Origin of the sequence: Corynebacterium appendicis CIP 107643 (assembly GCF_030408415.1) — a bacterium.
In the GTDB taxonomy this organism is placed as follows: Bacteria; Actinomycetota; Actinomycetes; order Mycobacteriales; family Mycobacteriaceae; genus Corynebacterium; species Corynebacterium appendicis.
Window position 1 is genome coordinate 522,532 of sequence record NZ_CP046976.1, and the last position, 12,846, is coordinate 535,377.

A 12,846-nucleotide genomic window follows, 5' to 3' on the forward strand; every position below is an offset into this window, starting at 1 on the left:
CTGAGGAGTTTGGCGAGGCGATTCCAGGCTGTGAGTGCTCTTCGAAATGTAGCCCACTGGCGCTCTTTGAAAAGTAGCCCAGTGTGGTCGTAGTTATTGTGCCTGATTTGTTTGTGGTGTTGTGAGTTCGCGGCCTTTGATGCGGTGGCTTACTCCTCGGTGTTGGAAGATTTTTGCGTGGTGGACGATGCGGTCGACCATGGCAGTTGCGACGGTGACGTCTCCGAAGCATTGGGCCCATTGGGAAAACGCCAGGTTGGATGTGACGATGATGGATCCGTGTTCGTATCGGCGTGAGACGAGTTGGAAGAAGAGGTTTGCTGCGTCTGCCTCAACGGGGATGTATCCGAGTTCGTCGATGATGAGCAGGTGGTATCCGCTTAGGCGTTTGAGTACGGATTCGAGTCGTCCGGTGTTGTGTGCCTCAGTGAGTGTGTTGATCCACCCTGCGGCGGTGTCGAACAGTACTCGGTAGCCTTGCTGAGCAGCGGTTATGCCTAGGGCTGTAGCTAGGTGTGTTTTTCCGGTGCCTGGTGGGCCTAGAAGGACGACGTTTTCAGCGGTTGCGACCCAGGCACCGGTTTCTAGTCGGGCGATGTCAGCGCGGTCGATGCCGGGTTGGGCGCCGAAGTCGAAATCGGCGATGGTTTTGACTGCTGGAAAACCGGCTCGTTTAACGCGTTGGCGCGCTCCGGATTCAGCGCGTGCGGTGGCTTCTACTGAAAGTACCGCGGCGAGGTATTCCTCGTAGGTATACGATTCTGCGCGTGCTTGTTCAGCAATGGTGGCGTAAACGGTGTTGATGCGTGGGGCTTTCAGCGTCTGTGACAGGTGCGCAATCGTTGCTTGGGTGTCGTGGGCGTGCGTGTGGGGCATAGTCGAATCCGATCTTCTTTGGGGGCTAGGCGATTGAGTCGTAGATGGCTAAATCGGCTACCTCTACGTCGTTGTCTGGTGTGTGGTTGTGTCGTTGGGGTCCGGTGATTAGCTGTCGCATGCGTCGTGCGGCGTGTCGGTGGGCAGGGTCGGTGATGACGTGGTGTTTGCCCCAGTAACGCCGGTGGCAGGCAGCGATTTCGCCGGATGGTCCTGTGACAGTGATTTCTTCTAGACAGGTGCGCACGGTCACAAGCCTGTCGATGAAGGCGGGGTCGACGCTGTATTGGTTGGTGTCGACGGTGATGTAGTAGTTGCGTGGCAGGCGTACCGCAGGACGGGGGCCCGAACCCCGGAAAGTGGACACGGGGATTTAATCAAGATGCGATAGTAAGTGTAGCTGATTCGGCGGCTTCAAAGGCGTTCGGCGAGCGGTAGCCACACCACGAGTGCAACCGTTGGGTGTTGTACCGGATGCACCACTGGAACACGTCCCGGCGACACACCAGCTGACTGGCGAAAACAGGCTCGTCCTTCAGGACTTCCCGCTTCAACGAGGCGTTGAACGACTCCGCCAACGAGTTGTCCGCGCTCGTCCCGATCGTACCCATCGACTGGGTGACACCGAACCGCTCACATAACCTCCGGTACTGCTCAGAGGTATAGACACTGCCGTGATCCGAGTGAAAAATCGCCCCGTCAAGGCTACCTCGGACCCCGTGAGCCATCGTGAGGGCTGCTTCGACCAACTCGGTGCGCATGTGGTCGGCGATCGCGAAACCGGTCAACTGCCGCGAATAGCAGTCGATGACCGTGGCCAGGTACATATTCGACCCGTCCGCGATCGGCAGGTACGTGATATCGCCGACGTAGACCTTGTTCGGTTTCTCCGCGGTGAACCGGCGTTTCAGAAGGTCAGGGAATTTAGGCGCACGTTTCGCGGACACGGTGGTCTTCACCCGGCGTTTCCTGGTGTAGCCGAAAAGGCCCATCTGCCGCATCAACCTGGCAGTGTGCTTGTGATTGAGACGGTCACTATTGCCCCGGTCGTTGGCGGGATCGGCGTTGATGGCCGCAGTCACACGTTTCGCCCCGTAACAGCCGTTCTCGGCCGTGAACACGGCCTTGATCCTCGCTCCCAGCGCCGCGTCAGCGACGAGGCGTCGCCGGCGGGCAGGAGCAGCAGATTTCCATTTGTAATACGAGGACCGGTTGACCTTCAGGACCTCACATAACCGCTTGACCTCGTAGAAGTCTCGGTGGTCATCAACGAACTGAAAGCGGTTCACCAGTTCGTCTCTTCCGCGAAATATTTGGCCGCCTTGCGCAGGATCTCTCGTTCCTCCCGGAGCTTGACGTTCTCGCGTTCCAACACGCGGATCCGCTCGGCATCGGAGAGTCCTTCAGCCGGGGAGCGTTCGCTGTTGGCTGCGGCGATCGGGCTGGCGACTTTTTCACCGTTGGCGTTGGTTTTGGTGCCGGTGCCGAAGGCGTCGAGCCAGGTGCGCAGGGAGTTGCGGTTGACCCCGAGATCGGAGGCGATCGCGTTGATCGTGGCTCCGGGGGTCGACTCGTACAACGACACTGCGTCACGCTTGAACTGCTCGGTGTAGGTCTTGCGTGGCATGGTGGAAAGGTACCTCACTTTCCCAGCGAGATGCTGGTTTCAGCGTGTCCACCACCAAGGGGTCAGGTCCCGGATCCCGATCGTTGGGGTATACGGCGGAAGTGGACGCATGGACTGTTGGTCGGTGCGAAACAGATCGATCGGGCGGGTTTTCAACGTGGCATGGGTGCGGGTATTGGCCACGGTGCTAAACCATTCATCGAGCTGGTCTTGCACATCCTGCGGGTTGCTGAAGTGCCGGCCTGGGAAAAAGGAGCGCTTCATATAGCCGTTGGTGCGTTCAACGATGCCTTTCGATTCCGGATCTCTCGGCGGGGCCTGGACGATCTTGGTGCCGATTGCACCGGCGAACGCAGCGACTGGCTCACACAGGCGGGCCTTACCGATGCCAGCTTCCCGATCCCATACCAGCCGGTCGGGCACGGCTTTGAAGTCACGCTCGATGAGCTGCCACATCCCAGCTATCAGATCATCAGTTGTACGACTCGGAAGCAGACAGGCGGCGGCGAATCGGGAATGCGATGCCGCCATCACCAGCACCGGGAATGGCCGGTGCACACCGCTTGCATCGGGCAACCCGCCGGCGGCAAAAGTCAGGTCGCACTGGATTTCACGCCCAGGAAGATGGGTGAGCGTGTCCACAGGGTCTGCGGGAAGATACTCGGGTCGGATCCGGGCAATATTTTTGCGCAGCCACGATTCTGACCCGGTCCACCCAACGCGCTGTCCGATGACTTTTGCGTTCAGACGTGGAGTTTCAGCAAGCAACGCGCGTACTTGTGGTTCGAAGGCATCGAAACTCGTGGTTTTAGTCCGACGCGGCGGGTATTTCGGAGGCGAATCCGAAGCGAGCGCCCGCTCGACAGTCTTCTTCGCGCAGCCAACCTCGTTGGCAATCTTGCGTACCGATAAACCCTGCCCACGCAGGTATCGGATCTGTGCCCATTGCTCCAAAGAAATCACCCATCCAATCTTTTTCGGATGGGCTACTTTTCGGGGAGCGTTTTGGGCTACTTTTCAAAGAGCGCTGACACAGGCGGATTAGGCGCTGCTGCGGTTCGGAAGTGGGCAAGACAGGGAAGAATCCCGGGGGCCATTCAACTACCGAACGGACGCTGGCAAATCCCGGACACTGCCTTAGATGCCCTGATGGAAGGGATAGAGGCGTCATGATTGCAATAAAAAATGCCCCCGCGGCTAACAGGGGCATCGAGAACAACTCAACTGTCCGGTTGATGTTGACGTGCTCATCATCCCAAATGCGTCTCGTCTCGTCAACTCCTTCTGATCCGATGAGTGCGGGGAGGTTTGGAAATGAGCGTTAAGGCCGTTTCTTGGGTCCTTGACGACCTCCAAGGGTTGAAGCAAGGACCATCATTGGTGATGTTGGCTCTCGCGGATTTTGCGGATGAACGTAACTCGTGCTTCCCGGGCCAGGACAGGATTGCTGCGCGTGCGCGTTGCTCGAAGCGTTCGGTTATATCGCATTTGAAGGAGCTGGAAGAGCTCGGCCTGATTTCGGTGGAACGGCGAACCTATAGCAACGGCACGGGCTCCATCCGGCGCACCTCGAATCGCTATGTTTTGCATCTGGACAAGGCATATTCTGTCGAAGATGCAAAATCTGCACCTACGAGGAAACGTGCTGGTCACGCCGAAAGTGCAAAACCTGCACCTACGAGTCTCGAAGGTGCAAATAACCCCCTCTCGAAGGTGCAACCCGTTGCACTTAATGAACCCCCAGTTATAGAACCACCAGCCCTCCCCCCCAACCCCCCGCACGACTGATGGGACGGCTGCGCCGTCTGGGGCCGAGCCTGCCGGCTCGGCAGGGGAGGGGAGTTCTCTCGAGTGGACGGATCGGCTTGCCGCGATTTCGCTTGCGCTCATCGGGCAAGGCCGCTTGCCGGATGGGGTGACCGACGATGAGTTGGTTCAGGTTCGCGCTCTCCAGGCGGCGGCGTCAGATGGAAACGCTGATGGCGTGGGTTTTTCTGCGTCTGACGAGGATGTAATTACGCCGGTGGAGTCTTCTGGAGGGTCAAGTCCCGTGTAGTGGTGTAGCCGTGTGTGCTTTCGGCTCGGTATGAAGTTCGGTGTTTGATTAGGCGGTTAGCTGGTGCTGGTCACCATGGTCGTCTCCTTGTCGGTGCATGAGATGTTTGGTGTGTTCGAGTGCGGACAGTGACATGTAGCGTTTTTGCTGGATCCAATCGTCATGCTGCTCGGCAAGAACCGCCCCGACAAGCCGGATGATGGATTCGCGGTTCGGGAAGATGCCCACGACATCGGTGCGCCGGCGGATTTCCCGGTTTAACCGCTCGGTGGGGTTGTTCGACCACACCTTCGTCCACACTGGTTTCGGCGCTGCGGTAAACGCCAACACTTCATCGAGTGATTCCTCCAAATACGCCGAAACCTGTGGGAACTTCGGTTCCAGCAGGTCGACCACTTCGCGGGCTTGGGCCCAGGTGGATTGGGCGTCGGGTTGCTGGAAGATGGTCTGGAACATCGCAGAGACCATCGGCCACTGGGTCTTTGGGACTTTCTCGTAAAGGTTCTTCGCGAAATGAGTGCGGCACCGCTGCCACGACGCATCGGGCAGCACTTCGGAAATTGCGTGCTGAATGCCTTCATGGGCGTCACTGGTGATAAGGAAGACGCCGGTAAGCCCGCGGGCTTTTAAGTCTTGGAAGAAGCCTTTCCACGACGCGTTGGACTCAGCTGTGGCCACGTGCATGCCGAGCATTTCGCGATACCCATCGGCGTTGACCCCGGTAGCTAGCAGCACCGAGCATTTGACCACACGCCCGCCTTCGCGCACTTTGATCGTCAACGCGTCACACGACAGGTAGGCGTAGCCGCCGGGATCAAGCGGGCGGTTTTTGAAGTCGGCGACCATCTCGCCGAGTTCTTCCGACATGCGTGAGACTTGGGATTTCGACATATTGGCAATCCCAAGTGTTGCCACCAGGTCATTCATCCTGCGGGTGGAGACCCCCTTGAGATAGCACGTGGCAATCACCGTTGAGAGTGCCCGTTCTGCACGCGTACGGCGCTCTAACAGCCAGTCCGGGAAGAACGCTCCGTGGCGCAACTTCGGTACTGCCACATCGATCGTGCCGACACGGGTGTCAAGGTCACGGTGGCGGTACCCGTTGCGGTGGTTGACCCGCTCGGTGGAAGCAACACCGTATTCGGCGCCGCAAACGGTGTCGGCCTGGGCGGAGAGGATCTGGTTGATAAACCCTTGCAGCATCTGCCGCATCAGGTCCGGGGAAGCTTGGGCGAGCAGATCATCCAAGTAGGTTGCCGGGTCGATAGAATACGGTGCAGTGGTCATCGTCATGTGCCTTTCGGTGAGATGTGGTAGTTGAGTCGAAAGGTTACTGGCGGTGGCCACCCCACTATTTCGCAGGGCCCACCATCTGCAAGCATTACACCACACTAAGGGGCACAACCCAATGAGATCCCCAACCGACGGGCGACCTCCGAGTTCGATGCCCCGGTTGCGCATTCCAGTACGATCCGGGAGCGGAGCGCGAGGTCCTGGGTGGTTTTGCGTCGCCGGACCCAGCGTTGCAGTTGGTCGCGTTCATCATCGGTCAAGGTCAGTGGGGCTAACGCCGGTCCTCGGTGTGCCATACCCAATTCTACAATGATCCAGCAGCGAATTAACGGCGCAGGACACTAGGCGAGCTTCCCCCAGGGAACCAAACTCCCGGCGATCGTCTGACAGGCCGGAAGGAGTGTCCGGAAGTCGATGTTGATTCCAGTCCCGTCTGATATGACCCATACGGTGCCGCTGACGGGACAATCCATGAGTGAGTTCCTCTGGATAGCCCGGGGGTTGAGTGGGGGTAAGCGGTTCTCCGACAGATCGGACGGACTGTTCTCGCCACGGGCCCCACTGGTGACTCGCGGGGAGAAGCATCAGTGCGTGGGCTTTTCTTCGTGGTCGATGCCGGCGTGTTCCTGGCCCTTCTGGAAGTTGAGCAGGCGAAGCGCGTTCGCGACGACGATGAGGGTGGATCCCTCATGGATGAGCACGACGGCGCCGATATTAAGCCCAAGGAAGGTCGCGATGATGAGGAAAACGACGATGGCGAGGCTGGCGATGAGGTTCTGTCGGATGATCCGGCTGGCGGCCCGGCTCAGCCGGACAGCGAACGGGATGCGTCCGAGGTCGTCGCTCATCAGCGCGATGTCGCAGGTCTCTAACGCGACCGTCGACCCGGCAGCACCCATCGCAATGCCGACGTCAGCGCGGGCCATCGCGGGGGCGTCGTTGACGCCGTCGCCGATCATCGCGATCGGGCGGTATGTCTTGGCCAGGCTCGTGATGTGAGTGACCTTGTCCTCGGGGAGGAGCTCTCCGATCGCCGTGTCGACGCCGACTTCCTGACCTACCGCGTCGGCGACCCGCTGATTGTCGCCGGAGATCATGACCAGATGGCCGACCCCTGTGTCCCGGAGCGCGTTGAGCACCTGGGCGGATTCGGCGCGGGAGGCGTCCATCACTCCCACGACCCCCAGGAAGCGGTCACCACGACGCACGATCATCAACGTCTGCCCAGAGTCGCGGGCTTCGGCGTAGGCCTTGGCCAGCGAGGAGGGCAGTTCAAGCTGCTGTTCGTCGAACATGCGCAGGTTGCCGATTTCGACCCGCTCTCCGTCGATCGTCGCGGTGATGCCGCGGCCGGTGAGTGCCGAGAGGTCGGTGGCCACCAGCCGCCCGGTCTCGGGGACGCGGGGTGCAAGGTCGCGGACGATCGCGGCGGCGAGGGGGTGGTCGCTGAGAGATTCGACCGACACGAGTGTCGGGATCAGTTCCGATTCGGACGTGTCATCGGCGGGAACGAGCGAGGTCACTCGTGGTGCGCCCCACGTGAGGGTGCCGGTCTTGTCGAACGCTATCGCCTCTACTCGTCCGAGTGTCTCGAGCGGGGCACCGCCCTTGACGAGCACGCCGGCCCGGGCAGCGCGAGCCACACCCGCCAGGACCGCGGCTGGGGTGGCGATCGCGAGAGCACATGGACTCGCGGCGACGAGCACGGTCATGGCGCGGTAGAAAGCGTCGGAGAACGGTTGCGCGAACACGAACATCGACACCAACAAGGTGGCGATGACCCCGAGGATCACGGCGGGCACGTACCAGCGCTGGAACCGGTCGATGAACTGCTGGGTCGGGGACGCGGCCTGGTCGGCGGTGCGAACGAGCTCGACGACTTTGCTCAGCGTTGAGTCGGCGGCGGTCGCGGTGACCTCGATCTCGAGCACGCCGGACCCGTTCACGGTGCCGGCGAACACTCGATTGGCGGCGGGGAGGGTGTCAATCGTGTGCATCGTCCGCTGTGGGTCGGCCACCGGTTCCTTCTCCACGGGGATCGACTCGCCCGTGACCGCTGATTGATCAACGGCGGACATCCCGGAGATCACGAACCCGTCCGAGGGGATGCGGGAATTCGGGCGGATGACCACGATGTCTCCGACCACGAGCTCCTCCACGGGCACTTCCACGGGTTCGGTATCACCGCGGCGCACCAGGGCGCTGCGGGGGGCGAGCTCGGCGAGGGCCTCAATGGACTTGCTGGCGCGGCTGAGGGCGTACTCCTCGAGGGCGTGGCCGAGGCTGAACAAGAACAGCAGCACCGCTCCCTCCGCCCACCGGCCGATGAGGGCAGCGCCGACCGCGGCGACAAGCATGAGGAAGTCAACCTCGAACTTCCCCCGCAGCGTGGAGGAGATAGCGGTGCGGATGGTGAAGAACCCACCGAAGAAGTAGGTGGCGAGAAAGAACGCCAACGGCCATCCGACCATCGGCAGCCCCAAGGCGAACTGCGCAATCATCCCACCGGCGTAAGTGACGCCGGCGGCGATCGCGAACCCCAACTCCCAGCGTGCGGAGCCGTGGGCATGATCGCCGGTAGGGGTGGTCGGCGCTGTCGGTGTCAGGGTTGTGGGGGATCCGTTCGGGGCAGCGTAGTCGCCGGGGTCAGGGTCATGATCGTGCTCGCTCATGCCTGTAGCCTAACGGGGAAAACCCCTTATTGAAAGCTTATTAAAATCCTTGAGGGCATCCCCTCCCGCACCCTCCGTATAGACATCGAGTGGGCCGCAACGTGTGGTGCGCAAGGCTGCGCTTAGAACCGCTCGCGCCGGCGGTTGGTGAATTTCCGGGAGTGGTTCGGCTGGCTGTCGCCGTAACGGTCGTGCAACATGCGTGCACGGGCACCAGAGGATGCGGAAGTAGGGGCTTGGGCATGGGCGAGACCCTGGGTGCCATTTTCCGGGTGAGTGGTGCGGAGGGCGCCCACCGTGTCGGAATCTGTCTCTTCGTCCTGGGAGTCCCCGGTCTGCTGCGAGGATGCGGATCCGTCGGCCAGCTCGGCCTCCTCGCGGCGCACGCGGCGGCGTTCCTTTAACTCCGCCCAGATGAAGTAGCCCAGGCCGAGCGGGCCATGATGCCAAAGGCGATCCACTGGAAGGCGTAGGACAGGTGTGAGCCGCGGTCGAGCATGGGCACCGGGATGGCGTTGATCTACCCGGCCTGTCCCTCGGCCAGCTGCACATAGTCCTGTGCGAGATCTGTGCCGGTCACCTCGGCGCTCTGCTCGGTGTTGATGCCGTAGACCTGGCGGTAGCCCTGGTCCTCGATCGGCGGGGACATCGGTGTCTGCTCGGCAAATCGGGCGTGGCCGAGAATGGACTGCTCACCGGTCGGCGGGGTGTCCATCGGGGGGACACCGCCCTCGAACGGCGTTTGAAAACCACGGTTGACCAGGATCACCTCACCGGAGTTCAGCTGGAAGGGGGTCAGGGCGTGGAAGGCGGGGGAGGAGTCGACCGGACGGTTGCGCATCAAGACCTCATCCTCGGGCAGATAGTGGCCCTCAAGGATGACCCGCGCCCATTCCTCCTCAGGCTCAATGCTGCCCTGGGCGTCGAAGACCTCCTCGGCGGGGACGGGCTCGACCTCGAAGGCGGCCTCGATCTGATCGTTGCGCTCGACGATGGCACCGTCCCTGCTCAGCTGCCATGGGGCCAGAAAGGTAAAGGAGAAATAGGAGAAGGCGATGATGGCGAGGACACCGAACACCCAGCCGGGCCGGAGGAATGTCCTCCAGCCCTTCTTCTGCGCGGCCCGCTCGTACCTGCGTTCATGTGTGCTGCTCACGGCCATGACTTCTACTTCCCCGTCCGGTGAGAAAATGCATTCTTTTCCAGTGTGCTGATGGGTGAAAACACTAGTAGACCCGGGTCTTTCCGTGCGCATCCTCATCCGTGGGAACCGTGGCCGTCGCCACCGGGTTGAGGTCAGGATGCTTGGTGCGGGCGGCCCGTAGGCCGTTGGTGATGACGATGACCTCGGCCACCTCGTGGACCAGGACCACCGCCGCCAGTCCCAGCACGCCGGTGATCGCCAGCGGGAGCAAAACGATGATGATCGCCAGGGACAGGACGATGTTCTGGTTGATGATGGCCCGTCCCCGGCGGGCATGGTGCAAGGCACGGGGGATCAGGCGCAGGTCATCGCCGGTAAACGCCACGTCCGCGGACTCGATGGCGGCGTCCGAGCCCCTGGCACCCATGGCGATGCCGATGTCTGCCGAGGCCAGGGCGGGGGCGTCGTTGATGCCGTCGCCGATCATCGCCACCGGACCCCGCTCATGCAGGTCAGCCACGGCCCGGGCCTTGTCCTCCGGGCGCAGCTGCGCACGGACGTCCTGGATGCCGGCCTCGACGGCCAGGGCCTGGGCGGTGCGGGTGTTATCGCCGGTGAGCATGGTGATCCCGAAGCCTTCGGCAGTCAGTGACCTGATGACCTCGGGGGTTTCGGGGCGTAGTTCATCGCGGACCCCGACTATCCCGACGGGTTGGTCGTCGCGGTGGACGATGACCACGGTCATGCCCTGTTCTTCCAGGGACTCCACCTCGGTGGCCAGAGGCCCAGGGGAAAGCCAGCGGGGGCTACCCACGGCAATCCGGGTTCCGGTGATGACTCCGGTAATGCCCTGGCCGGCGGCCTCCGAAACCTGCTGGGCCACCGGAGGGTGGGGTGCGGCGGCGGTGATCGCCGCGGCCAGCGGATGGGTGGAGTGAGCCTCCAGTGCCGCCGCCCAGTCGAGGACCTCGGCCCGGTTGACTCCCCCGGTGGTGAGCACCTCCGTGACGGTGGGTCGGTTGCGGGTCAGGGTGCCGGTCTTGTCCAGGGCCAGATGCCGGATGCCGCCGAGGCGTTCAAAGGCGGCGCCGGATTTGATGACCACACCGAATTTACTGGCCGCCCCGATTGCCGAGACCACCGTGACCGGCACCGAGATCGCCAACGCGCACGGGGAAGCGGCCACCAAGACGACCAGGGCACGCTCGATCCACACACCGGGATCACCGAGCAGGGAACCGATGGCGGCCACGAGGATGGCCAGGATGAGGACCCCGGGCACCAGGGGGCGGGCCAGACGGTCAGCGATCCGGGCCCGTCGGCCCTTGTCGTTCTGGGCCTGCTCCACCAGCTTGACGACGGTGGTCAGGGAGTTGTCCGTGCCGGCGGCGGTGGCCTTGACCTCGAGGGCGCCGGAGGTGTTGATGGATCCGGCCAGCACCGCATCGCCGGGCCCGACTTCGACGGGGATGGATTCACCCGTGATCGCCGAGACATCCAGGCTGCTGTGACCTGAGCGGACCACCCCGTCGGTGGCCAGGCGTTCCCCGGCGGCCAGGCGCAGAATGTCCCCGGGGACGAGGTCTTCGACCTGTACGGTGCGGGCACCCCCGTGAGCAGCGACGATCGTGGCGGTCGAGGGGATGAGTGTCAGCAGGGCGCGCAGGCCCGAACGGGCCTTGTCCATCGCCTTATCCTCCAGCGCCTCGGCGATGGAGTAGAGGAAGGCCAGGGCGGCGGCCTCCTCAATGAATCCCAGCAGGACCGCACCGGTGGCGCTGATGGTCATCAGTAACCCGATGCCCAGTCGGCGAGAGGTGAACAGCCCCTTGAGTGCCCCGGGAACGAACTGGGAAGCACCCAGCAGAAGGGAAACCCAGAACAAGGTGGTGGCCATCAGTCCGGCCCCCGGGATAAACCACTCGAGGATCAGGCCGAGGAGCAGGGTCAGTCCGGAAGCCACCGGGAGGAGGATGGCGCGGTCACGCCACCACGGGGTGTGCTCATCTTCTTCGGTCATCGGTGCGGACGGTTCACAACCACAGGCAGACGTCATGACTGCTGGCCTCCGTCCGTATCGCAGCAACCGGCAACCGGGCACTGCGGGTCCAGGCAGGCGGCGTCCTCATCGACGGCGAGGGTGGTCTCCAGCAGAGCGGTCAAGGCCTGAGCCAGGTGGGCATCAGCAATGTCATAGCGGGTGCGCCGCCCCTCTGGCTCGGCGACCACGATCCCGCAGTCCCGCAGGCACGTCAGGTGATTGGAGACGTTTGAGCGCGTCAACCCTAGTTCCCGGGCCAGTTGCGCCGGATAGTTCGGGGCATCGAGCAGGGACAACAGAATCCGGGACCGCGTGGGATCGGCCATGGCACGACCCAGGCGGTTCATCACATCGAGACGGGAAGCAATGGTCAGCATGCGCTGACCATACAGTGGTGAATGACTAATCTGCAAGCATCCCCTGGCGGGGTCGTCCTCGGGTACCTGGCCAGCATCAGGTGGGGGTCCTGAGACATATCCGGAGGCAGGAAGAGGGGCCCGTGGCATGGCACATCTGCACGGGAGGATGTACCGGGTGCCTCTTTCACTCTTTAACGCGCGTCACGACGTCGGACGACCAGGACACCGGCACCGGCGATGGCCCCGAAGACGGCCAGTCCCACGAGGGTCGGGACTATCAGATCGCTCCATCCGGAGGTGTCTTCCTCGGCGGTGTTCTCGGCAGCGGGGGTCTCCTCCACCGGCTCGGCGTCACCCGTGGTGGCAGCGGCCGCGTCGCCGGCGACGGTGAAGGTGGTTGAGCTGCGGGTGGCGTGGCCGTCGGAGGAGAGGATCTGGAAGCCCACGGTGTAGTCGCCTGGTCCACCACTGATATCCGCCGGCAGGTCGAGGGTCACCAGTCGATCCTTGATGGTCGGCTCACCACTGAACAGGAGGTCACCGGAATCCTGATCGGTGATGGCCACGGTGCTGAAACCCTCCTGGGGAAGCCCCGAGAACTCCAGTTCGATGCTGCGCGGGAACTCCTCGACCACCTCACCGTCCGCGGGATTGCCACCGATCACCGAGTCATGCGCAAGGGCAGCCGGGGTGGCTACGACACTCAGGGCACCGACCGCCACCACAGCGGCGATGACACGACGAGGGAGCATGGGAGAGATGATCACGAAAGTCCTCC

The 12,846-nt window shown here is 62.5% G+C and carries 10 protein-coding genes and 1 pseudogene; 1 reads left to right on the plus strand and 10 read right to left on the minus strand.

Going from position 1 to position 12,846, the window contains the following annotated elements; genetic code table 11:
- Positions 1 to 93: 93 nt before the first annotated feature.
- From istB to istA, 4 genes are all read right to left on the minus strand, one after another.
- Complete coding sequence (gene istB / locus CAPP_RS02665) at positions 94 to 876, minus strand: IS21-like element helper ATPase IstB (protein WP_290172690.1); 783 nt, start codon at positions 874 to 876, stop codon at positions 94 to 96.
- Positions 877 to 901: 25 nt separating this feature from the next.
- Positions 902 to 1,243 carry a Mu transposase domain-containing protein gene (locus CAPP_RS02670; protein ID WP_290173151.1) on the minus strand — a complete coding sequence of 114 codons (342 nt, stop codon included), beginning with the start codon at positions 1,241 to 1,243 and terminating at the stop codon, positions 902 to 904.
- Positions 1,244 to 1,253: 10 nt separating this feature from the next.
- A protein-coding gene (locus tag CAPP_RS02675) for an IS3 family transposase (RefSeq protein ID WP_143313948.1) occupies positions 1,254 to 2,503 on the minus strand; the annotation gives its coding sequence in 2 pieces (ribosomal slippage) (positions 1,254 to 2,176 and positions 2,176 to 2,503; 1,251 coding nt in all).
- Between the two features lie 39 nt (positions 2,504 to 2,542).
- Positions 2,543 to 3,466: an IS21 family transposase gene (gene istA, locus CAPP_RS02680; protein ID WP_076600045.1), complete on the minus strand. Its 924-nt coding sequence runs from the start codon at positions 3,464 to 3,466 to the stop codon at positions 2,543 to 2,545.
- Positions 3,467 to 3,817: 351 nt separating this feature from the next.
- Here istA and CAPP_RS11175 point away from each other — a divergent pair, with 351 nt between their 5' ends.
- Complete coding sequence (locus CAPP_RS11175; protein WP_076600044.1) at positions 3,818 to 4,291, plus strand: helix-turn-helix domain-containing protein; 474 nt, start codon at positions 3,818 to 3,820, stop codon at positions 4,289 to 4,291.
- 316 nt (positions 4,292 to 4,607) lie between these two features.
- Here the strand turns inward: CAPP_RS11175 and CAPP_RS02685 are convergent, their stop codons facing one another.
- The 6 genes and pseudogenes from CAPP_RS02685 to CAPP_RS02710 form a co-directional block, all read right to left on the minus strand.
- On the minus strand, positions 4,608 to 5,846 hold the full coding sequence (locus tag CAPP_RS02685; RefSeq protein WP_200803311.1) for an IS256 family transposase: 1,239 nt from the start codon (positions 5,844 to 5,846) through the stop codon (positions 4,608 to 4,610).
- Between the two features lie 590 nt (positions 5,847 to 6,436).
- Positions 6,437 to 8,524 (minus strand): heavy metal translocating P-type ATPase, encoded by a 2,088-nt coding sequence (locus tag CAPP_RS02690; protein ID WP_076600011.1) that lies wholly within the window; start codon positions 8,522 to 8,524, stop codon positions 6,437 to 6,439.
- A 122-nt stretch (positions 8,525 to 8,646) separates the two neighbouring features.
- Positions 8,647 to 9,686, minus strand: a pseudogene (locus tag CAPP_RS02695) (SURF1 family cytochrome oxidase biogenesis protein).
- A 64-nt stretch (positions 9,687 to 9,750) separates the two neighbouring features.
- Positions 9,751 to 11,724 (minus strand): heavy metal translocating P-type ATPase, encoded by a 1,974-nt coding sequence (locus CAPP_RS02700; protein WP_172808030.1) that lies wholly within the window; start codon positions 11,722 to 11,724, stop codon positions 9,751 to 9,753.
- Positions 11,721 to 12,086, minus strand: a complete 366-nt coding sequence (gene cmtR, locus CAPP_RS02705; protein ID WP_035120002.1) for a Cd(II)/Pb(II)-sensing metalloregulatory transcriptional regulator CmtR — start codon at positions 12,084 to 12,086, stop codon at positions 11,721 to 11,723. Before cmtR ends, CAPP_RS02700 begins: the two co-directional genes overlap by 4 nt.
- 173 nt (positions 12,087 to 12,259) lie before the next feature.
- Positions 12,260 to 12,835: a copper resistance CopC family protein gene (locus CAPP_RS02710; RefSeq protein ID WP_035120001.1), complete on the minus strand. Its 576-nt coding sequence runs from the start codon at positions 12,833 to 12,835 to the stop codon at positions 12,260 to 12,262.
- Positions 12,836 to 12,846: the final 11 nt, after the last annotated feature.